We start from the raw sequence: 22,323 nt of genomic DNA on the forward strand, positions 1-22,323 counted from the left end.
TACATGAAACGCCTTCATATTGAAATCAAGGGAGTTGTTCAGGGAGTAGGCTTCAGACCATTTGTTTATAATCTTGCACAACATCTTAATCTAAAAGGCTTTGTTACAAATACCTCAAAAGGTGTGACAATTGAGATTGAGGGTGAAAGAGTTGAAGAGTTTATTAGTAAACTTCAAAATAATCCTCCTCCGCTTGCTAAGATTTACTCAATTAAAAAAACTGAGCTTTCACCAAACAATTATAAAACCTTTGAAATAATTGAAAGTATTGACGAAACAGGATTTACCCATGTCTCAGAAGATGTCTCCATATGTGAAGACTGTCTGAGAGAGCTTTTTACTCCTACTGACAGGAGATATCTCTATCCCTTCATAAACTGCACAAACTGCGGTCCCCGATACACAATCACCATGAAAGTTCCCTATGATAGACCAAACACAACGATGGCTGTGTTTAAAATGTGTCCTGAATGTTTAAGTGAATACAAAGACCCAAGTAACAGAAGATTTCATGCTCAGCCCAATGCATGCCCGGTCTGTGGTCCTCAGGTAAGGCTTTTTGTAAAGGAAGGCAGTGCTTTGAATGAAATTGAAAATCCAATTCCAGAAGCCATTAGGGTCATAAAAGAAGGTAAGATTTTAGCAATAAGAGGACTCGGAGGTTTTCATCTCTGCTGTGATGCAAGAAATGAAGAGGCAGTTAAAGAATTGCGGAAGAGAAAAAAAAGAAGCAACAAGCCTTTTGCACTCATGTCTCCCTCTGTTGAGGCTATTGAAAAATTCTGCTTTGTAAGCGATGAGGAAAGAAAAATTCTTATATCTCTCATGCGTCCTATAGTTCTATTAAGAAAAAAGCCCCAGTGCAATCTTCCAGAGGCATTAGCACTAAAGAATGCCTATCTTGGCTTTATGTTGCCGTACACACCACTTCATTATTTGCTGTTTTATTATCCAGCTAAAGTAGGAGATTCCTCGTCGTTTTCACTCCTCGGAATGACAGAGGAGGGTAGGAGGGGATTCCTCGTCGTTAACGCTCCTCGGAATGACAGTAAAACAGATACTACTCAGCCTTACAAGGACAACTCAGCCCTTCGGACCTCGGACTTCAGTCTTCAGCCTCATTTTGATTGCCTTGTTATGACAAGTGGAAACATCTCTGAAGAGCCGATTATTACAAAAAATGAAGAGGCTCTTGAAAAACTCAACAATGTGGCAGATGCTTTCCTCATACACAACAGAGAAATATTCATGAGAGTGGATGACTCTGTGGTAAGAGAGCTTGAAGGCAAAATCTATTTCATAAGAAGGACAAGGGGATTTGTTCCAAAGGCAATACCTTTAACGGAGGAGTTGCCCGAAGTTATGGGTGCTGGTGCTGACCTGAAGAATACTTTTACCCTGATAAAATCAGACTATGCCATAATGAGTCAGCATATTGGTGATATGGAAAACCTTGAAACAATAGAGTTTTATGAGGAGGTTTTAAACAATCTCAAATCCGTTTATCGCACAGAGCCATCGGCAGTTGGGCATGACCTTCATCCCATGTATTTTTCAACAAGCTGGGCAAAGGAGTATGCTGAAAAAAAATGCATTCCTGCTTTTGCCCTTCAGCATCACTACTGCCATATTGCCTCCTTAATGGCAGAATACGGACTGAATGAGCTTTTTGGCATTGCCTTTGATGGCACAGGCTATGGAACAGACGGCACAATCTGGGGAAGTGAGTTTTTATACTGCACTGTTAAGGATTTTCAGAGACTTGCTTATCTAAAACCTATAAGCCTTCCAGGAGGTGAGAATGCTATAAAAGAATGTTCAAGAATTGCTCTTTCTTTGATTGATGATACTTTTGGTGAGGATATGGATTTGATAAAGAAACTGCCTCTTTATAAAGTAGTTTCAGAAGAAAAAATCAGGCAAATACTTAAAATAAAGAGACTTTTTCAATTCAGTCCCCTTTCATCAGGTATGGGAAGACTTTTTGATGGTGTCTCTTCCCTGATTGGTGTATGCCATTACAACACCCATGAAGCAGAGGCAGCAGTAGCCCTTGAAAGTCTAATAGAGCAGGGCACGGAGTTTTCTGAGAGGGACTGCTACCCCTTTGAATTAGTGAACTCCCTTGAGGGAGAGGCTTTAGTTATAGACTACAAGCCAATGATTAGAGAGATTGTAAAGGATTTTTTAAAATCTGAAGCCAAGCCGATTGGTCATTCCGAGCGTAAGCGAGGAATCTCCTTTATTTCATGGAAATTTCACAATACAATCGTAAAAATTATCCTTGAGCTCACAGAGCATTTCAGAGCAAAATTTGGCTTTGATGCAGTTGGCTTAAGTGGAGGAGTGTTCCAGAATGCCTATTTGATAAGGGAAACCATAAAAGCTTTAAAAAAACTTGGCATAAAACCTCTTTATCACGTAAATGTTCCCAGCAACGATGCCTGCATATCTCTTGGACAAGCTTACATTGTTGGGAAGAGAATTAAAACTTAAGGCATCTGGGGTATTCTTTCAGAATTATCTTTAAACCAAGTCATAAAGCATAGCTCTACCTCACGGTAACCTGTCTGTTTGGCAAGGGTTTCAACTTTATGAATGAACGCTATATCATCATATAAAGGTTTTTCGCCTGCTTTTATGAGGATTTCGTTTATGACTCTCTTTACAATTTTATCTGGCATAACTGTGTCAATGCCTCCCATCATTCTTAAGTATTGATAGGTTATCAACCCAACTCCCTTTATTTTTCCAATAGGGTCGGATTTCCAGTTTGAAAGAGATGAGCTTTTAGCCCACGTTCTTAAGGCTTCTTTATCGTTGTTCGATAGAGTTGACAGATACTTAGCAATTTCCTTCGCAACCTGCCATGAACGCCTGTTTTTCCATATGTGGAAGGCTTCTTCATAGTTAAAATTGGCTAAGTTTGACAGAGAATTGACTTTTCCAGTTTTTATAAACTCTTTTTCAAACTCTCTTACCTTTGGAACAACTACTTGAAAATAATTCACTCCAACAGATGTAATTGCTGCATCAAGTAAGATTAGGGGAACATTGCCATTCCACCTTTCAGTAGTAAGGCATCTTTCAGCAATTTCCTTAAGGGCATCATAATCGCTAATATAGGATTTGATTAGCTCCAGCACGTTTACTACAAATAGTATAACTCTAATGAATGTCCATTGTGCTATAATTTATTTCAGCCTATGTTGCCAGTAATTTATATAGCGATTGTTAATCTTATTCACAGAAAGTTTGTTTTTGTATCCATTCTTCTTGTGAGTATCCTTCTTTTTGGCACATTTGGATATATGATTATTGAGGATATGCGGTTTATTGATGCACTTTATATGACAGTAATTACCCTCGCTACAGTTGGATTTAAAGAGGTTAAAGAGCTTGATGAGAATGGTAAAATTTTCACTATTATTTTAATACTTACAGGATTCGGAGTTTTTACATATACTCTGACAGTAGGAGCAAAAATATTAATTGAAGGTGAAATAAAGGAGGTTTTCAAAAAGAGAAAAATGAGAAAAAAAGTTGAAAACATATCAGGGCATTATGTTATTTGTGGCTACGGTAGAATGGGTAGTATTATAGTTAAAGAACTCAAAGCCAACAACATTCCTGTTGTAATTATTGAGAAAAATAAGACTAATTTGCCTGAAGATGAAGATATTATATATGTTGAAGGAGATGCCACTCATGACGAAGTTTTAAAATCTGCAGGTATTGAAAAGGCTGCTGGGCTTATTACAGTATTGCCATCTGATGCAGAAAATCTCTATGTAGTTTTGAGCGCAAGGGAGCTTAACCCGAATATGTTTATAGTGGCAAGAGCAGTTGATAAGGAAGCAGAGCCTAAACTTAAAAGAGCAGGAGCAAATAAAGTTGTATCACCCTATTTTATAGGTGGATTAAGAATTGCCCACACTGTTTTGAGACCTACTGTTGTTGATTTTCTTGAATTTGCAACTCGTTCTGAACATATTGAAATTCAGATAGAGGAAATAGAAGTTTCTCACCGTTCAACTCTTATCGGGAAAACAATTGCTCAGAGTGGAATAGGGAGGGATATTGGAGTAATTATACTTGGAATAAAAAGAGCAGATGGAAGAATGAAATTCAACCCTACATCTCAGACTTTGATTAAAGAGGGAGATACCTTAATTGTAATAGGACAAATTGATAAACTTTTATTGCTTGAAACTCTTGCTAAGGGATGAATTTTTTAAGTAGTTTAAGAGTTTTTTTTGTAGCACCTGATTTATTTAAAAAAAGTTGATAAGCTTTATTGCCTATTGTTTGTCTAAGTTCATAATTCTTCACCAGCTCTCTCATAACATTCATTAATGAGTCTTTATCAGCCATTAAGCAGGCTTTTTCTTTTATGAATTCCTCAATAAAGGGGAAATTATGCATATAAGGACCGCATATTATAGGTTTTTTCCAGTATGAAGGTTCAAGAGGATTTTGTCCACCGTGTGGAATAAAACTTCCACCTACAACAGCAATGTCACAGATACGGTAGAGTGAACCAAGAATACCCATCTGGTCAACAAGCAGAATTAAGGCTGATGTCCGAGGGCTGAAGAATGATTTTATTTCACTTAATTTTGAAAATTGAATCTTTGTGAGTGATTGTGCAATTTTGCGATTTATCAGAGTTTCAACTTCACCAAATCTCTCGGGATGTCTTGGTGCAATGATTAGAGTTCCATTGATACCGAGACTTATAAAAGAATTTAAAATAATTTCCTCTTCAGGTTCATGGGTACTTCCTGCAAGAATTACAGGATGGGGGATATTATTTTCCCATGGAAAGTTAATTGTCTTTAGCTCAATATCAAATTTCATATTTCCTGTAACATGAATTTTTTCTTCCTCTGCACCGAGAGTTATAAATTTTTCCTTGTATGAATTTTCCTGAACACATATAAGGCTTAGCTTTTTAAGTAGATGTTTTATAAAAAATTTAATTTTATAGTAACCTTTAAATGACTTATCACTCATCCTTCCATTTACAAGGATTATAGGAGTAGTTTTGCTTGCAATTCTTATTAAATTAGGCCAGAGTTCTGTTTCAGTAAGAATAATAGCCACTGGACTAAAATATTTTAAAAATCTGTTAATAGCCCATGAAATATCAAAAGGCATATAAACTACTTTCACATTGCAATCTTTAAACCTCTCCTGTGCCACTTTTTGTCCGGTATCAGTAATTGTGCTTAGAATTATTTTATAATGTTCAGAGAGTTCTCTAATCATTCTTGATACTGCAATTACTTCTCCGACTGAGACTGCATGAATCCATATTTTAGGCAAATTTTGTTCTTTTTCTTCTAAAAATCCAAATTTTTCTTTTATCCATCTTTTTCTTAAAAAGGTAGGTCTTTTAAAATATTCCAATGGGAGAAAAAATATTAATGCAACTAAATATAAAAGATTGTATATCAAAAAAGCTGTTTGCATATTTCGGCAACGTTCTCTGATGCTTTTTTGTTGATAAAATATCTTCTAATATTATCAAGAAAATTGATAATTTTTCCTCTATAATCAGTATCATGAAGCAACAGGTTAATGTTTTCTACAATTTTTACAACATCAATTTTTTGAATAAACTCTGTAACTCTTGTGTCTCCTACATTCATAAAATCAGCTATTACATTTGGCAAAGCAATATGTTTGACTCCTTTAATAAACATTTTCCCAATTATGTAAGAAAAGGGATTTACTCTGTAAATAACTATCATTGGAACCTTTAGTAATGTCGCTTGAAGAGTTGATGTGCCTGATGTAATTACTGCGGCATCACTCATTGCAAGGGCTGTGTAGGATTGTTCATTAAAGATTGTAACATTTCCAAAGGATGTGAGCTTTTTAAGAGTTTCTTCATTAAATTCAACATTAGGAGCTTTTGGTATTATAAAATGAGTTTTCTGTCTATCAAAGTAGTTTATCAGGCTCAACATTAGGGGCATTTTCATCTTTATTTCAGAAGGTCTGCTTCCAGGCATGAGAGTAATTATATTATCCTGTTTGATTCCAAATTTATCTTTCAATAATTTTTTATTTTGAATTATGAAATCTTCAGAATCAGATTTTAGTTCTTCAATCATCGCTTCAAATATAGGATGTCCTACAAACTGAGCTGGAATACCTGCTTTTTTATATATCTCTTCTTCAAAGGGTAAAACAACAGCCATGTAATCTACAACTCTTTTAATAATATTTAGTCTCCCCTTCCTCCATGCCCATATTTGAGGACTTACATAGTAAAGAACCTTTTTACCGGATTGTTTCGCTTTTTTTGCAAGCCTGAGATTAAAATCTGGAAAATCAATTAATATAACTCCCTGAACATCTTTCAAAGCTTTTATTGCAACATCCATATTTTTTTTAATTTTTCTTAATTGACTTACTACTTCAAGAACTCCAAAAGAATGAGTAACTTCTCCAATAAGCTTAATCCCTGCCCGAGACATATGTTTTCCGCCTAAACCAATAAGTTCAAAGTCTTCTTTCAGATAAGAAGCAAGCAAAGAACCGTAGAGTTCTCCTGATGATTCTCCCGCAACTATTAAGAGTTTTGGAGGCATCTTAATATGATTTGTGATATTTCATAAACTTCATCATCTGGAAGTTCAGGATATATTGGCAAAGACAGAATCTCTCTTGAAACAGCCTCTGAAACAGGAAAATCTCCCTCTTTGTATCCTAAAAAACTTACAGCTTTCTGTAAATGTAATGGTAAAGGATAATAAATAACTGAAGGAATATCATAGTTTGCCAATGTTTCTTTTATTTTATCTCTAAAAATTGAGCGTATACTATAAAGATGATATACATGATAGTTATTATCCTTTTCTTTGGGTGTGATTACAGCATCACTTAAAAGTTTTGTATAGAGAAAGGCTTTTTTTCGTCTTTGTTCATTATATTCTTCTATGTATCTAAGTTTTATTCTTAAAATTCCAGCCTGAATCTCATCAAGCCTTGAGTTTAAACCCACTGTTTCATGAATGTATCTACCGGGAGAACCATGATTTCTGAGTATTCTTATTTTTTGTGCTATTTCCGCATTATCTGTTACAACCATCCCACCATCACCAAAACATCCCAGATTTTTGCTTGGATAAAAACTAAAACAACCAACATCTCCAAAACTTCCAATTTTTTTATTGCCAATTCTCGCACCAAATGCCTGCGCAGCATCTTCAACTACTTTTAAACTATATTTTTGAGCAATTTCATTAATTTTCAACATATCTGCCGGTGCACCAAATATATGAACTGGAATAATAGCTTTTGTGTGTGGTGTGATTTTTTCTTCAATTTTTTCAGGGTCAATATTATAAGTATCCTTTTCAATATCAACAAAAACAGGTTTTGCTCCTACATAAAGGATAGCCTCAACTGTTGCAAAAAAAGTAAAGGGAGTTGTTATTACTTCATCTCCTTTTCCAATATTTAAAGCTTTGAGGGCTAAATGAAGGGCGTCTGTTCCTGATGCGACTCCAATGGCTTCAGATACTCCAAGATACGATTTAACTTCTTCTTCAAAAGTTTTTACATTTTCACCCAGTATATAATGAGAGCTTTCAAGAATCTCATTTATACATTTTAGTATTTCCTCTTTGATGTTTCCATATTGTGCCTGTAGGTCAATAAATGGTTTCATAAATCTTATTTCCCTCCGTTTATCTTATCTATTACTTCTATCACTTCAATTATTTCCTCAGGGGATGGTGCATATTGAGAAAGCTTTTTTTGTTTTACAGAATTTAAAAAATCTCTTATTTCCTCATATAGAGGCTGGGAATCTTTATTTTTTATAAGAATTTCAGTAACTTTCCCTGTATTGTCAACCTCTGTTAATGTCTTATTTATCAAATCTGCATATAAAACATTATTCTGCTGAACAATGGATATTCTTCTATTGAAAACAGAAGAAATCCTGCTTGCTGTAAGATGAGCTTTAACATTACAATTAGTATCAACAAACTCCATCCATACATTAGCATAATCAATCTTTGAAGTTACCATGTTCTGTTTGAAGGCTTTTAAATCCTTTAATTTAAAATTTCCTAAGTTTTTAAGTAACATCCATATTAAATCAATGTCATGTATCATAAGGTCATAGGTAACGTCAGTATCAGTTGCTCTGCCAAGAAAAGGAGATACTCTCTCTGCCTCAATAAAAACAGGATTTTTTAGATGTTCAACAAGAGTTTTTATTACAGGATTGTATCTTTCTATTAATCCAGCTTGAATTATTACATTCTTTTTTCTTGCTTCATTGAGAAGTTTTTCTGCAAAAACAGGTTTTTCGGTTAAAGGTTTTTCTATAAAAATAGCTTTCCCTTCATTTATTAATTCTATTCCTATATCAAAATGAGTAATGGTTGGAGTTACAACGAAAAATATTTGAGCTGGTTTTAATAAATCTTTATAGTCAGAGCAATATTTTAAGTTATACTGCTGCGCAATTTCTTTAGCTTTTACAATATCTTTATCTGCAATACCAACAATCTCAACATCAGGCATTTGAGCAAGTAATTTAATATGTCGTTGACCAAAATATCCTGCACCAATAACTGCGACTTTAAACTTCATCTATTATTTTTTCAATCTCCTTTTTAGCTTCTTTAAAACCATACTGTTTCAAAATTGACACAATTTTCTTTGATGCAATTTTCCTAAAAATTGTCTGTCTTCTTTTAATATCAGGGATTGTCTTCTGAATTTCCTTCCTAAGTTTTTTAAGATATTTTAAATATAATGCAAATTCTCTGCCATATAATTTTGAGATTTCGTCCCTTATAATTCTACTCAATGCTGGAAACTCAGTTGAAACAGCAATGGTTAAGTCTCCTTTATGGAGAATTGCTGGAACATTATAGAGTAACCCGTTAGTATTCAGATTAGATTGCCCGCTAACACAATTTACCAAGAATTTAGCATCTTTTGTTATCTGAGCATTTAATTTTTCATTTGATGTAGCAGCTATTACTAAAAAAGCATCTTTAATGTTTTCTTTTTTGTATTCAGTTTTTATGTAATCTATTTTCCCTTTTTGAACTATTTCTTTGAGGTTGTTACTAATTTCAGGACTTATTAATGTTATGTTAGCTCCGTATTTAAGCAGAGCTTTTATCTTTCTTTCAGCAACAGTTCCGCCACCAATAACAACACATTTTTTACCTTTTATGTCTGCAAGAATGGGGAAAAGCTTAGCCATTTATTGAAATCTGAATCCTTCTGCCTTTTTTGCAAACTGGCTATCTGGAAATTTTTCTTTTAAAAGTTTTAAATATTGCTTTGCTTTGTCTAACATATTAAGATTTTTGTATGAATCTACAAGCAAATAAAGAGTTTCATCCAGATTTTTGAAATCTGGATAGTTTTTAACAATTCCTTCAAATCTTCCAATAGCAGCCGTGTAAGAACCTTTTTTATGATAAAACTTGCCAATTATAAGCTCCCCTTCTGCTATAATATTTCTACATTTTTGAATTCTTAAAGGAAGAATATCCCCATAGGGATGTCTTGGATACATTTTTTCAAGTTTTAAAAATTCATTTAGTGCTTTTTGGGCTGTTCCAGCACCTCTTTCAGGTCCTTCTATTTGTCTAAAATATGCCATTCCAATACTATATTGGGCATAGGGAGCATAAGTAGATTCAGGGTAAAGCTCTATAAACCTTCTATATTCAGTAATTGCCAGCTCAGGTTCATCTTCTTTTAAATATGAATCAGCTATCTTAAGCTGGGCAAGAGGTGCATATTCCTTAGCTGATTCCCTGTTTTTTATTTCAAGGAGAAGCTTTCTTGCTTCTTCATACTCTTTTTTACTGACAAGTTCATCAGCTTTTTTTAAATAAACAACGGGATCAAACTCTTCTTTTTTAACAGCTTCTTTCCCACCACAACTGAGAAGCAGAGAAACAATAGCAGTAATGATAAGAAATTTAAACAAAATTTTCATAACATTTATTAAAACCTTAAATATTCAGTTTAGTCAAGCAGTCTTTCTTTACAAATTTTTCATCTGTCTTGGAGGGATTCGATATGTTCAACTCTTGTATTGTTCCACTATTTTATCTCCGCAGATGAGATGTTGCTTAACTGATTTCAGAAATTTTTTATTTAAATTTGAAATTCAACCTTCTTAACATCTCAAATGTATCTATATATTCTATTCTAAAATCCCTACAAATATTTGGGATAGGTATCTCCTTTTTAACATCGGGTTTATAGACTTCATGTGTGACTATTATATTTCTGTTACTTAAAGCATATGCAACAAGCCATGCATCTGCATTTTCAGCATCATAAAATTCTTTTTTGGCTTCTTGAGTAAATTGTGAATGATTTTCTGCCCATTCTATAACTCTTCTATAACTTGTTAGAATAAAATCGTCATCTGTTGATTTAAACCATTCAAAAAAACTTCCCTTTGCCCATTTAGATAACTCATCTTTACCTCTCAGGAGTTCATTTTTAACTCTATCAATGCTGATTAATTTACCTTTTTCAGCAAATTCTGATAATGCTTTCCAAAAAGGTGGAGCAATATCAAAAGCATAATAGCGTCTTGCTGCTTCTATGAATACATTTGCATCTAAAAGGTAAGTTTCTTCTCTATCCACTCAGTTTTTCCTTCAAATAATTTCTTCGTAAATTTCTCGTAAATCTCACCATATAATCCTGTTAATTTATAGGCTTCTCTATATAAAAGAGCCCCTTCTTTAACAGCGAGGTATACAATTTGACCAAATTTTTTTCCCACCCTTTGTAACTGCACCAAATAAAAATCCCCACCTTTATACTTAATTCTTTCTTTATTTAAATAGTATTTATAGAAATTCAAAAATTGTTCTTTATTAATCAAATTTATATCTAATGCTCTGCGTGCTATAACCAATTCACTAACTTTGAAATGCTTTGCAAGTTTCTGATATTTATCTTCATCATCCTTATAGGTTTCCCATATATCCCTAATAGCATTTTGAGGAACTAAAAATTCTGCAGCAACACGGTCACAAAATTGTTCAGTTTTATCATCTGCTGGAAGCAACTCTCTTAAGTCAAAAATAGCACTTTTGCCAAGCCAGACATGCACCAATTCATGAGCAAGAGTAAAAATTTGTGCTGCTCTGGCATCTTGTCCATTTATGAAAACAAACGGAGCAAGTTTATCAGTAATAACAAATCCCCTGAACTCCTGAACATCCAGTTTCCTGCGAGTATTATTACCAACTATTCCATTAATAATCACAAAAATACCTATCTCTTCTACAGCTTCTTTAAAATAATTGAATGCATGTTGCCATGTATTGAAAACCGCTGCCCAATTTTCTTTTAAACCTAATCTATTTTTGATTTTAGCTGATACATCGTTAATGTCATCTTCCAGACTAACCGTTCCTACAAAATCAAGGGGTTCATTACCTGTTTGTAAAAAGTATTCTTTAATCCAATCCTGTCTTTGTTTAATAATGTGAATTGTATCAATCAGTTCAGGGCTTAATTTCCTTTGTTCTCCTTTTGTTCTAAAAAATGGAATTGTGATTTCATCTTCAGGTAGAGCGCGAGTGAAAAACATTCCGAATGGTATATAAAGCATCTTAGCAAGCTGTTCTGCCTGCTTAATGGTAGGTTTATCTTCATCATTAAGCCATTTATCAATTTTGGGAAATTTTTTCTTTATAATATCCAGGTTTAGCCCGCTTCTATTAATTGCCCATATTAAAATTTCTTTATTAATATCTATTTTGCTCATAAATTTCCTTCCTTATTTTACAACTTTTTTCCCCATTGAACAAGCATTTAAATTGAAGATTCTCATGATAATTTTCAAAATCAAACTTTTTATTATCTATGAGGGTTTTTAATACTCACCTCTTTAATCTTTACCTCATACCGTGTTAGCCTTATGACATCTTTTTCTAATAATTCAATAATTTGTTCTTTTTTCAATTGAGGACTTATTTTGTCAATGTTAGCAATGCCTAATTCATCTTTATAGTCTTTGATTTTTTCGGCTATATCAAGTTTTAATTTCATAACTTCTAATTGTTTCATTTCTTTATCATATTCCCAATCTCTAATTATTTTTATAAATTCAACAAATGCCTTTGCAGCGGCTGGAAACCCTATTGCAATGCCTAAAGCCAATTCAATTGATAAAGGAGAATGTAAATGAATATGATAAACCTTTAATTTATCGGCTTCTGACAAAGGGCGAGTGAATCTCCTATAAAAATAATCAGAAACATAGATATTTTCAAATGTCTTAAGGTTTTCAAGATTATAAGGGGCAAGAAGCGCTAATCTATCATGAAGATAAACAAGGTCTTTAAGAAAAGTGGCTATATCTTCTAAATCATGAAGACACTTTTCCTCACATTCTATAATTAGTCGTGTAGTCATAACCAAAACCTCCAAGATTTAATCCTAAATTTTAAACAACATCTGTCCTGATAACATTTTATTTCAATTTGCAAAATATTAATTTATCAATGACTCACACAAAGCATTATAATGTTCTCTATCTTTATTCTGTAATTGAGTTAAAATTGTTATTACACAAGTTTCTACTTCATTGATATCAGGGAATTTTTGTATATGCTCTGGATTTTCTTCATGTGAATATTCATCCAAAACTTTGAGTGTAGATTTTTTTGTTGTTTCTTCACAATTAGTAAAAAATTTGTTACATTTATCTTTAAATTTTTTACCATCAGGGTACTTATAAAATAAATACGCTTCTATAAATCGTCTGGCTATATTGGGTAGAAGATAAAGTAATTCAAAACTTGATTTATCTTCTAATCCTTTAAAATCTTCAAGAATGCTGAATAAATAATTGTATTCAGATTTAAATCTTTTCAGAATAACAGGCAGATTTTCAATTATTGAGCATCTTTGGTTATTAATGCATACCTTCTTTATTAAATAAAAATTTTCTTTTTGCTCTTTAGTTTGTCTGTTTATTGTCCCTACAGGATCACTTTTAATCAAATCTTTTATTAAATTAAAAAAATCAAAATTGTGGGTTGTAATAAATAATTGTTTACAATTCAAAACTTTTTCGCTTAAAAAACCATATACTTTGAAAGTATGATTACTATCCAAACTTGACACCGGATCATCAATAAATATTATTGAATCATTAATATTAAAACTGGTTTCCTCTAATTTAGTTATGAAGTAGATTAAAGCTATAATGTTTTTCTCACCTGTACTTAAATTTTTAGCAATATTTTCATTTCTATAAATTTGATAAGTGCCATCATTCAGTGCTTTTAAATAAAGCTGATCATCTGAGAAGAAAGTTTTTAAATATTTATTAATTTTATCTGCTCCAATATTTGATCTAATTATTTCATTTTTAAATTTATCAATTTCTTTAGTAATTAATTCCATTTCTATATTTTTATTAGTTAACTCTTTAGTTAACTTCTCTATTTCTATTTTCTTATTAAGATAATCCAAGTCGTGAATCGCCAATGCAGAATAGTGATTAAGTAATTCTTGTTTAATCTTATTTTTTTCTTCAGATAGTCCTTGAATTTTTTTGTTATTTTGATTTATTAAATTATTTACTTCTTTCAGTATGCTATCTATCTCATCTTCAATATTTCCTAAAGATATCTTATCAATAACATCAAATGGCTTATTTCTTTTTTCTTTTAATTTCTTAAGCAAATAAGTTATCTTTTCTTCTTTGATAGATTCTATACATTTCTTCAACTCTTCTTTCTTTATTCTATAATTATCATGGAATTCCTCATAAAACCTTGCTTCGTCAGGAAGTTCAATTTTTTGTAAGTTATTTTTATATTCATTTATTTCTTTCTCAAGCAGATTTATCTCGTCTATTAATTCATTAAATTCTTTTGAAAAATGCTTGTTTAATCTATCAAAAAGATCAGCGGGTAAATTGTTCCCACAAAATTGACACTGTTTCTCGTTTTTATGTAAATCAATACCCTCTCTGACCCAATTATTCAACTTAGGGTTATCTCTTAATTTTTGTATTACTCGTTGTACGGATATTTTTTTATTCAGTACATTATTAGTCCTATTGGTTAATTCATTTACTTTTAAATGAACTGTAATGTTATCAATAGTTTTGTATTCTCTTTCATTTCTATAAGTATTTAATTTAGTCTCTAAATCCTTATCATTTAATATATATTTTTTGTAATTCTCACCTAAAATATTTATTTTATTTCCGAGTAAGGTTTTATCAAACTCTCGTTGATTAGTAATATTAAGAATTTTTCTTATCTCCGAAGCTTTATTTGTTAAAGATTGTACTGCACCCCATTTTTGAGGACACTTTTAAGTCTTCCAATTTGTAGAGCCTTATGCAACATTTCTTTTCTGCTCCATGTAGTATTTTAACTCATACTCCTCTGGTGATAAATATCCTAAAGCACTGTGCACATAAAGCCTGTTGTAACAATTCGTTATCCAGTCCTCTATCATCTCTCTGGCTTCATCAAGGCTCCTAAACTCATTGAGCCATATCAATTCCTCTTTTATCGTTCTTATTACCCTCTCAGTGTCAGCATTTCCCTTAGGATTGTCATAAGATGTAAATATTTGCTCTACTCCAAGCACTGCCATTTCCCTCATAAAAGCCCTGGATGTGGGCTGACTGCCGTTGTCACTTACAAGCTTTAATCCACTGCCTCTTATCCTGTCTTGAAATTCAGCCTGTAATGCCTTATCTAATGCAGCCATCCATTCAGCCGTCCTTGCCCTTAATGAAACCTCCAAGCCCACTATTTTCTTCGTATACCAGTCAAGTACCACTATTAAATATGCCCATCCAATACAAGGTATCATAAATTTAGTCATGTCAATTCCCCAGATTTCTTTCGGTCTGTTCGCCCTGGGCTTTCTACCCTCAGATTTCCTTTTAGCCCTGTGAACTATCTGGCTGACAAGTAATCCATGCTCTTTCATTATCTTTCTTACTGTCTTATGATTAACAAAAACTCCTTCTCTGTGTCTCAGCCAGGCAGTCACCCTCCGGTATCCCCAAAAAGGATGTTCTGCTTTTATAGCTTTTATTTTTAGTACTAACTCTAAAACATTTTTTATTCGCTTCGGTTTTTCAGCCTCCCTGGATTTAACAAAACTATAATACCTGCTTCTTGACAATCCCAATGCTTTACAAGACTCTTTCACTGTATAGCCTTCTTTGCGTAAATTGCTTAACCAATTCTATTTTCTCCCTAACAGTTCTTCTGTTTTTTTTAATATCTCTATCTGGATTGCCTGTTTCCCTATGATTCTCTGAAGCTTGTCTATCTCTGCTTTGTAAATGCTTTCATCAGCACTGCCACTGTTAAGTGCTTTTTTACCACCTTCCAAAAATTTGTCTCTCCAGCGATAATAAAGTCCTTGACTTATTTTGTGCTCCCTGCAGATGTCAGCTACTGATTTGACTCCTTTAATTCCTTCCAAAACTATCGCCATTTTTTCTTCTGCTGTCCACTTCCTTTGTTTCATTTATACTGCCCCCTATAAAGTCTTTTCTTTCTGCTTATGCAGAAAGTTTAACCTCTACTAATTGACTGTGTCCACTATTTAAGGGGTTCAGTATACCCTTTCTGTCACCCTGAGGCGTAAGCCGAAGGGTCTCCTCATGAGGAGATTCCTCACTACGTTCGGAATGTTCCGTGTTCTTTTGTCAAGTGCTTTTTACCAAACTGGGATTGAATTCTTTCCCACTTCTCAATACTCCAAAACACTGCCTGAGCAACTTATGCCCCACTGCCACCAATGCCAACTTCTTTGACTTCCCTTTTTTCAATAATCTCTCATATAATCCCTTGCAATATACATTCACCCTTATCGCTGACAGTGTACACATATAAAAAACCTTCCTCACATAACTGTTGCCCCTCTTCATTATGCTTCCCCTCCCCCTCACTGTATCTCCACTCTCATACGGCGAGGGACATATCCCTACAAAACTCCCTACTTCCTTCGCTCTGCTAAACCCCTCAAATCCCCTAAGCATTGATACTACTACACTTATCGCTCTGTCACTTATCCCAGGTATGCTCTCAAGTAATTCCCACTGCTTCTTAAATTTTTCCCTGCAAAGCTTCTGTATTTCTTTCTCTACTTTTTTCATGCTACTGCTCAGTGCCTTTATTATCCCATCATAATACCTTAGCACTTTCTTGATGCCCTCCATAGGAACATGGCTCAATGCCTCCCTCTGATTCTTAACCATGTTTATCTGCTTCTGAAAATCATCAAGTAACCTCAACCGAGTTTCTATTTGCTTCTGAGCCTCTGTCTTAGGTCTATATAGCTTCCCATCAAAAAATTGCCTCCCATACTCAGCTATCACTATGGAGTCTACTTTGTCTGTCTTTGCTCTCTTGCCCTTTGCCTCAAAAAATTTCCTCATTGAATAAGGATTAATCACTCCTACATTATATCCACTCTCATACAGATAATGAGCCAATCTCAGATGATAGACCCCTGTATGCTCCATAACAATTAGTAACTCCGATTTTTTTATCTCTTTCAAATGCCTATTCAATTCCTTCTCAAATTCCTCTGGACAATATAAACTCTTAAATGTTACTGTAGTGTCTCCATTGAGTATCGCTGCATTAAGATACTTCTTTGATACATCAATGCCTATAAAAACTTTGTAAGTGCTCATTATAAACCCCTCCTTATTAGTATATTGATTTTTTAGGAGGACTTCCTTTAACCTATCATCGTGGTAAGTAATACAGGTTCCAGACCTGATGTTCCCGTTCAGGTTCAGGAATCGCAAGGAGAGGGAGCAACATTCCGAACGGTCTTGCATGACCAATGACAACTCGCTCTTCCTCTCCTTCACTTTTACTCCTCCTCTATAATTGTAAACCATCACCACGATCTTTAACCTCCATTATTTAATATACGATGACAGAAAAGGCATACCTCGGAATGGCAGAAAAGATACCGCTTCTTCCGGGATGATAGACAGGGGTGTTATTCCAAGCGAAGCAGCCCTAAGCCGTAGGCGAAGGGTCTGCGAGGTATGATAACCACCTTCTATGCCAAAAAATATCTTAACCAAAAAAGAGATTTTTGTTAAACTAAATTATTATGATAGACAACTGGCTCAGAGAAATCAAAGAAAATCCTCAAAGTAAATCTGCTGGTATGATACTTATTCATAACGGAATCGTTAGAGAAACTTCAAAGGATGGAAAACCTGTTAAGGGTATGAAACTTTCCTATGATGCTAAAAAACTCAATGAAATAATTCATGATATAAAAACAAAACAAGGTATTGTGGATGTTAGAGTATGGATAAATGAAGGAGAGCTAAAAGTTGGAGATGATATAATGATAGTGCTTGTGGCTGGGAGACTGCGCACAGATGTTTTTCCAGCTTTGCAAGAACTTGTTGGAAAGATTAAAAATGAGGTTGTAAATGAAGAAGAAATTTTTTAAAGTTTTCATCATAGCTTTAATCTCTCTTTTATCCCTGTCATGTGTTGCTGAAATTGACCCAATCTCTGGCAAAAAAACCTATACTCTGCTTTCTACCAAACAAGAAATTGAGATAGGACAGAAAGTTGTTCCATCCGGGATAAACGAAAACGAAGGTTTGTATCCTGACAGAGAAGTTCAAAATTACATCAGACAACTCGGAGCAAGGATTGCGGCTGTCACTCCAAGAAAGGTGGAGTATCAGTTTTATATTGTAAACTCGCCAGAAATCAATGCTTTTGCATTGCCCGGAGGTCCTGTGTTCATTACCAGAGGAATAATACTCAAAATGGAAAGAGAAAGCGAACTTGTTGGTGTTTTAGCCCATGAACTTGGACACATAAATGCAAGGCATCATGCTAAATTTCTTGAAAAGAGTTTCGGTATGAATGCTCTTGTAAGCATTCTTGGGATAGCTTTACAAGGCAGTAACTATGCCTCAGCAGTCATGACAGTCGCTCAAATTTCCGCAGGATTACTTCAATTGAAATTTAGCCGTGACCAAGAAAACGAAGCTGATGCACTGGGAGTAAGATTTGCCTATCAGTCAGGATATGATCCTTGGGGTCTTGTGACAATGTTTGAAAAATTCAAAACTCTTGAAAGGGGTATGTCTGTTGAGTGGCTAAGCACCCATCCTTTGCCAGATACAAGAATAAAAAATGTCCAACAAATGATAGCTCAGCAGTATCCAGATTCTCAAAGACTAAAACAAAATAGCAATGAGTTTAATAGAGTTCATGAAATCCTAAAATCAACTAAAGAATCCTATGATATGGTTGAGGAAGCTAAAAAATACATTAAATCACGCAATTACACTCAAGCATTAAATCTTCTTGACAGAGCAATAGCAAGATACGGAAGCAATTATGCCTATACTTACAGAGCCTTAGTAAATCTAAATTTAAAAAAATACAATGAAGCCATTTCTGATGCTGACAGAGCTATTTCCCTTGACAGTCTCTATTTTAGACCAATGTTAATAAAAGGCGTAGCTCAAAACCAAATAGGGCAGTGGAATGCGAGCATAAACACTCTTGAAAAAGCTAAGAATCTCATAAATGATAATGCAGACCTTTATTATTACTTAGGAGTAAACTATCAGGCAGTAGGCAACAGAACAAAGGCAATTGACAATCTTTCCACAGCACTTCAGCTTACAGACGGCAAACGTGGGTGGGAAGCTGATGCTCAAAGAAGATTAAAAGCATTAAGAGGTTACTGAGGGAGCTAAAAAATGAAAAGAGCGCATCTTTTTATAAGTGGCAGAGTTCAGGGAGTTTTTTACAGAGCTTTTACAGAAGAGATTGCTCTATCTCTCAGATTAAATGGTTGGGTTAGAAATCTGAGAGATGGAAGAGTTGAAGCAGTATTTGAAGGAGAAGAAGAGAAAATCTCTATTGCTATACAACGTTGCAAAGAAGGTCCACCTCATGCCAGAGTTGACAATATTGAAATAATATGGGAAGAGCCTGAAGGTTTAAAAGGATTTGAGATAAAAAGGACTGCTTCCTGATCTAATGATGGCAGTCTTAAAAAAGTGAAGTTCAGGTTTAAGAAATCAGCAGGAATTCAATGTAGAGATAAACACTCAAATATTTCAAATTAATATCAAGATTACTTCTCATCATTATTCCCCCACCTGGAGTATTTAGAAATATTTGAAAAAATTTTTGACAGCGAGTATAATGTCTCCAAGCAAAATTTTGATGTTAAAATAAGCGAAAATGAAGTGGACAAATAATTGAAAGAAATACAAAAGGACTGGTGAAGGAGGTGTATATGAGAGAAAAATAAAAGAATAAGGAGGAGAATTAGCATGTTCAAAAAAATTGAAAACATTAAAAATCTTGGAACTTATTCAGGGTTTTCATGGAATAGCCAATTCTGTGAAGTTTTTAAAAGATATAATTTTATTTATGGTTGGAATTACTCTGGCAAAACAACTCTTTCAAGACTCTTTCATTGTTTAGAGATAAAAAAAACTCATCCAGATTACCCCCACCTTCAATTTACTATTGAAACTAATAACGGAAAAATTACAGAAAGAGATATAGAAAATAATAATCTTTCAATCAGAGTATTTAATGAAGAATTCGTTGAAGATAATTTCAAATGGAATGATGAAAATCATAGAGTAAATCCTGTCTTAATTCTTGGTAAAGAATCCTATACTGAACCCCTTAAATAGTGGACACAGTCAATTAGTAGAGGTTAAACTTTCTGCATAAGCAGAAAGAAAAGACTTTATAGGGGGCAGTATAAATGAAACAAAGGAAATGGACAGCAGAGGAAAAAATGGCGATAGTTTTGGAAGGAATTAAAGGAGTCAAATCTGTAGCTGACATCTGTAGGGAACATAAAATCAGTCAAGGACTTTATTATCGCTGGAGAGACAAATTTTTGGAAGGTGGTAAAAAAGCACTTAACAGTGGTAGTGCTGATGAAAGCATTTACAGAGCAGAGATAGACAAGCTTCAGAGAATCATAGGGAAACAGGCAATCCAGATAGAGATATTAAAAAAAACAGAAGAACTGTTAGGGAGAAAATAGAATTGGTTAAGCAATTACTCAAAGAAGGCTATACAGTGAAAGAGTCTTGTAAAGCATCGGGATTATCAAGAAGCAGGTATTATAGTTTTATTAATCTCAGAGAGATTGAAAAACCGAAGAAAATAAATGAGATAGAGATATTAGAGAAAATAAAAGCTATAAAAAGTGAGCATCCATTTTGGGGATACAGGAGAGTGACAGCATGGTTAAGGCACAGGGAAGGAGTTCTGATTAATCATAAGACAGTAAGCAAGATAATGAAGGAGCATAGCTTACTTGCAAGCCAGACAGTTCATAAAGCTAAGAGGAAAGCTGAGGGGAGAAAGCCCAGAACTCAAAGACCGAAAGAAATCTGGGGAATTGACATGACCAAATTTATGATACCTTGTATTGGATGGGCATATTTAGTAGTGGTGCTTGACTGGTATACTAAGAAAATAGTGGGTTGGGAGATATCATTAAGGGGAAGGACAGCTGAATGGAAGTCTGCATTGGATAAGGGATTGGTTTCTGAATTTAAAGAAGGAGTAAGAGGCAGAGGATTAAAGCTTGTTAGTGATAATGGCAGTCAACCAACAAGCCGAGCATTTATGAAGGAAATGGCAGTGCTTGGAATAGAGCAAATATTTACATCTTATGACAATCCTAAAGGGAATGCTGACACTGAGAGGGTAATAAGGACGATAAAAGAGGAATTGATATGGCTAAATGAGTTTAGAAGCCTTGATGAAGCCAGAGAAAGGATAGAGGACTGGATAACGAATTGTTACAACAAGCTTTATGTGCACAGTGCTTTAGGATATTTATCACCAGAGGAGTATGAGTTAAAATACTACAGGGAGCAGCAGAGAAATGTTGCATGAGGCTCTACAAATTGGAAGATTTAAAAGTGTCCTCAAAAATGGGGTGCAGTACAATCTTGGTATATTATAGGAGGAGGTGTTTTATGGATGAAAAAAAGATAAACAATAAAATTATGAGAATAATTGTTGGAGACATAACAGAAAGAAATACAGATGCTATAGTAAATGCTGCGAATAATTATCTTAAACATGGAGGAGGGGTTGCTGGAGCAATTGTGCGAAAAGGAGGGTATATAATACAGGAAGAAAGTGATAGAATAGGTTTTGTTCCAACAGGCTCAGCAGCAATAACATCTGCTGGCTCTTTGAAGACAAAATATGTTATCCATGCTGTAGGACCTAAATGGGGTGAAGGAGATGAAGAGAATAAATTGAAAAGTGCTGTATTGAGTAGTCTCAGAAAAGCAGAAGAATACCAATTGAAAAGCATTTCTTTTCCTGCCATAAGCTCTGGTATTTATGGATGTCCAAAAAGCATGGTAGCTAAGATTCTTGTTACAACAGTAGCTGAATATTTAAAGAGTCAGTCAACTTCCCTTGAAACTATAGAATTTTGCCTTTTTGATGAAGAGACTTATCGCTACTTTAAACAAGAGTTTGATAAAATATAAAGAAAGCCGGGATAGCTCAGCGGTAGAGCAGTCGATTCGTAATCGACCGGTCGTGGGTTCAAATCCCATTCCCGGCTTTTAATTTGTGTGTCTATCTGCTACTTTTGAAGCTCCGAAGGAATCAGGTTTAGTTACTGCTATATAACCCGAACCTATAATCATTTTTATGACTTCTTTTACCAAACTTCTTGTTGCTCCATTTTTCCCCACATCAAGATGTATCTCTACTGGTAAACGGGAAACACCATTTTCAGAAAGCTTTTTTTTCAAAGCTTCAGCAATTTCCAAACTTAAAGAGGCTTCGGTAAATATTCTTAATTTTAAATTGTCCATTTTTTCATATTTAAGTTTTCTATAGAAATATCTACCCCCTGAACCTTTACGATGAATTATTATTGCTGTCACAAATATGGTCTCTTCTCCGGGGAAAGAATCACTGCCTACAATCAGGCTATATTTTTTGTCTGGTTCTTCTTTGACAAATTCTATTATTTTCTCAAAGACTTGCTCAAAAGATACAGAACCAAACGTTGGACTATTAAAAACTGATTTTATTAACGACTCAGCTTCCATTTATTTTTATCTTACCAAATTTTAATAAAATTAACATAATCAACAGAGAAGTTTACTAATTGACATATTTTAATCTACAATGCTATAAAAATTTATAGCACTTTGCGGGCGTAACTCAGCGGGAGAGTGTCAGCTTCCCAAGCTGAAGGTCGCGGGTTCGAATCCCGTCGCCCGCTTTTTTATTGGAGGTT

21 protein-coding genes, 2 tRNA genes and 2 pseudogenes are annotated in these 22,323 nt (G+C 34.2%); 10 read left to right on the forward strand and 15 right to left on the reverse strand.

Going from position 1 to position 22,323, the window contains the following annotated elements; genetic code table 11:
* Positions 1-3: 3 nt before the first annotated feature.
* Positions 4-2,496, forward strand: coding sequence for a carbamoyltransferase HypF (locus THEYE_RS04080; RefSeq protein WP_012546251.1), 2,493 nt, complete (start codon positions 4-6; stop codon positions 2,494-2,496).
* On the opposite strand, the gene THEYE_RS04085 is transcribed toward THEYE_RS04080, so the two are convergent.
* The gene (locus THEYE_RS04085) at positions 2,493-3,146 is read right to left on the reverse strand and encodes a DUF8548 family protein (protein WP_012545105.1); all 654 of its coding nucleotides are present in this window, start codon (positions 3,144-3,146) and stop codon (positions 2,493-2,495) included. The two genes, THEYE_RS04080 and THEYE_RS04085, sit on opposite strands and share 4 nt — an antisense overlap.
* 60 nt (positions 3,147-3,206) lie before the next feature.
* Here THEYE_RS04085 and THEYE_RS04090 point away from each other — a divergent pair, with 60 nt between their 5' ends.
* Positions 3,207-4,229, forward strand: a complete 1,023-nt coding sequence (locus THEYE_RS04090; RefSeq protein WP_012546063.1) for a potassium channel family protein — start codon at positions 3,207-3,209, stop codon at positions 4,227-4,229.
* Here the strand turns inward: THEYE_RS04090 and THEYE_RS04095 are convergent.
* The 13 genes and pseudogenes from THEYE_RS04095 to THEYE_RS04150 all read right to left on the reverse strand — a co-directional run bounded on the left by THEYE_RS04095 (position 4,219) and on the right by THEYE_RS04150 (position 16,708).
* Positions 4,219-5,475 (reverse strand): 3-deoxy-D-manno-octulosonic acid transferase, encoded by a 1,257-nt coding sequence (locus THEYE_RS04095; RefSeq protein WP_012545427.1) that lies wholly within the window; start codon positions 5,473-5,475, stop codon positions 4,219-4,221. The genes THEYE_RS04090 and THEYE_RS04095 overlap by 11 nt on opposite strands.
* On the reverse strand, positions 5,457-6,602 hold the full coding sequence (gene lpxB / locus THEYE_RS04100; protein ID WP_012545666.1) for a lipid-A-disaccharide synthase: 1,146 nt from the start codon (positions 6,600-6,602) through the stop codon (positions 5,457-5,459). Before lpxB ends, THEYE_RS04095 begins: the two co-directional genes overlap by 19 nt.
* Positions 6,584-7,684 carry a DegT/DnrJ/EryC1/StrS family aminotransferase gene (locus tag THEYE_RS04105; protein ID WP_012546476.1) on the reverse strand — a complete coding sequence of 367 codons (1,101 nt, stop codon included), beginning with the start codon at positions 7,682-7,684 and terminating at the stop codon, positions 6,584-6,586. The genes lpxB and THEYE_RS04105 overlap by 19 nt, the downstream gene beginning before the upstream one ends.
* Positions 7,685-7,689: 5 nt before the next feature.
* Positions 7,690-8,619: a Gfo/Idh/MocA family protein gene (locus THEYE_RS04110; protein ID WP_012545905.1), complete on the reverse strand. Its 930-nt coding sequence runs from the start codon at positions 8,617-8,619 to the stop codon at positions 7,690-7,692.
* The gene (locus THEYE_RS04115; protein WP_012546750.1) at positions 8,609-9,244 is read right to left on the reverse strand and encodes a precorrin-2 dehydrogenase/sirohydrochlorin ferrochelatase family protein; all 636 of its coding nucleotides are present in this window, start codon (positions 9,242-9,244) and stop codon (positions 8,609-8,611) included. Before THEYE_RS04115 ends, THEYE_RS04110 begins: the two co-directional genes overlap by 11 nt.
* The gene (locus THEYE_RS04120; protein WP_012546017.1) at positions 9,245-9,991 is read right to left on the reverse strand and encodes an outer membrane protein assembly factor BamD; all 747 of its coding nucleotides are present in this window, start codon (positions 9,989-9,991) and stop codon (positions 9,245-9,247) included.
* Between the two features lie 157 nt (positions 9,992-10,148).
* Complete coding sequence (locus THEYE_RS04125; protein WP_012544978.1) at positions 10,149-10,655, reverse strand: DUF4411 family protein; 507 nt, start codon at positions 10,653-10,655, stop codon at positions 10,149-10,151.
* Positions 10,628-11,788 carry an ImmA/IrrE family metallo-endopeptidase gene (locus THEYE_RS04130; RefSeq protein ID WP_012546117.1) on the reverse strand — a complete coding sequence of 387 codons (1,161 nt, stop codon included), beginning with the start codon at positions 11,786-11,788 and terminating at the stop codon, positions 10,628-10,630. Before THEYE_RS04130 ends, THEYE_RS04125 begins: the two co-directional genes overlap by 28 nt.
* Positions 11,789-11,880: 92 nt before the next feature.
* Positions 11,881-12,438, reverse strand: a complete 558-nt coding sequence (locus THEYE_RS04135) for a hypothetical protein (protein WP_012545265.1) — start codon at positions 12,436-12,438, stop codon at positions 11,881-11,883.
* Positions 12,439-12,516: 78 nt separating this feature from the next.
* A pseudogene (locus tag THEYE_RS04140) lies at positions 12,517-14,304 on the reverse strand (AAA family ATPase); the annotation flags it as partial.
* A 75-nt stretch (positions 14,305-14,379) separates the two neighbouring features.
* Positions 14,380-15,213, reverse strand: a pseudogene (locus THEYE_RS04145) (IS3 family transposase); the annotation flags it as partial.
* 33 nt (positions 15,214-15,246) lie between these two features.
* A complete protein-coding gene (locus tag THEYE_RS10385; RefSeq protein ID WP_012545884.1) occupies positions 15,247-15,534 on the reverse strand; it encodes a transposase in 288 nt (95 codons plus the stop codon).
* A 181-nt stretch (positions 15,535-15,715) separates the two neighbouring features.
* Positions 15,716-16,708 (reverse strand): IS110 family RNA-guided transposase, encoded by a 993-nt coding sequence (locus THEYE_RS04150; RefSeq protein WP_164924833.1) that lies wholly within the window; start codon positions 16,706-16,708, stop codon positions 15,716-15,718.
* A 434-nt stretch (positions 16,709-17,142) separates the two neighbouring features.
* On the opposite strand from THEYE_RS04150, the gene THEYE_RS04155 reads away from it, so the two are divergent.
* The 7 genes from THEYE_RS04155 (at position 17,143) to THEYE_RS04185 (ending at position 21,636) form a co-directional block, all read left to right on the forward strand.
* The gene (locus tag THEYE_RS04155; protein ID WP_012546341.1) at positions 17,143-17,493 is read left to right on the forward strand and encodes a molybdenum cofactor biosynthesis protein MoaE; all 351 of its coding nucleotides are present in this window, start codon (positions 17,143-17,145) and stop codon (positions 17,491-17,493) included.
* A complete protein-coding gene (locus THEYE_RS04160; RefSeq protein WP_012544988.1) occupies positions 17,474-18,757 on the forward strand; it encodes a beta-barrel assembly-enhancing protease in 1,284 nt (427 codons plus the stop codon). Before THEYE_RS04155 ends, THEYE_RS04160 begins: the two co-directional genes overlap by 20 nt.
* A 12-nt stretch (positions 18,758-18,769) precedes the next feature.
* A complete protein-coding gene (locus THEYE_RS04165; protein WP_012545551.1) occupies positions 18,770-19,048 on the forward strand; it encodes an acylphosphatase in 279 nt (92 codons plus the stop codon).
* A 303-nt stretch (positions 19,049-19,351) separates the two neighbouring features.
* Positions 19,352-19,723: an AAA family ATPase gene (locus THEYE_RS04170; protein WP_012545216.1), complete on the forward strand. Its 372-nt coding sequence runs from the start codon at positions 19,352-19,354 to the stop codon at positions 19,721-19,723.
* A gap of 74 nt (positions 19,724-19,797) precedes the next feature.
* Positions 19,798-20,948, forward strand: a protein-coding gene (locus THEYE_RS04175; RefSeq protein ID WP_422640666.1) for an IS3 family transposase whose coding sequence is annotated in 2 segments (ribosomal slippage) — positions 19,798-20,064 and positions 20,067-20,948 — 1,149 coding nt in all. Because the reading frame shifts where the segments join, the coding sequence is not laid out codon by codon here.
* An 83-nt stretch (positions 20,949-21,031) separates the two neighbouring features.
* Positions 21,032-21,559: a macro domain-containing protein gene (locus tag THEYE_RS04180; protein WP_012545295.1), complete on the forward strand. Its 528-nt coding sequence runs from the start codon at positions 21,032-21,034 to the stop codon at positions 21,557-21,559.
* 5 nt (positions 21,560-21,564) lie between these two features.
* A tRNA-Thr gene (locus THEYE_RS04185) sits at positions 21,565-21,636 on the forward strand.
* 1 nt (position 21,637) lies between these two features.
* Here the strand turns inward: THEYE_RS04185 and THEYE_RS04190 are convergent.
* Positions 21,638-22,132 carry a ribonuclease H-like YkuK family protein gene (locus THEYE_RS04190; RefSeq protein WP_012546838.1) on the reverse strand — a complete coding sequence of 165 codons (495 nt, stop codon included), beginning with the start codon at positions 22,130-22,132 and terminating at the stop codon, positions 21,638-21,640.
* 104 nt (positions 22,133-22,236) lie between these two features.
* Between THEYE_RS04190 and THEYE_RS04195 the strand changes: the two genes are divergently transcribed.
* Positions 22,237-22,308, forward strand: a tRNA-Gly gene (locus THEYE_RS04195).
* The last annotated feature ends 15 nt before the right edge of the window (positions 22,309-22,323 follow it).

Source organism: Thermodesulfovibrio yellowstonii DSM 11347 (genome assembly GCF_000020985.1).
GTDB classification, from domain to species: domain Bacteria; phylum Nitrospirota; class Thermodesulfovibrionia; order Thermodesulfovibrionales; family Thermodesulfovibrionaceae; genus Thermodesulfovibrio; species Thermodesulfovibrio yellowstonii.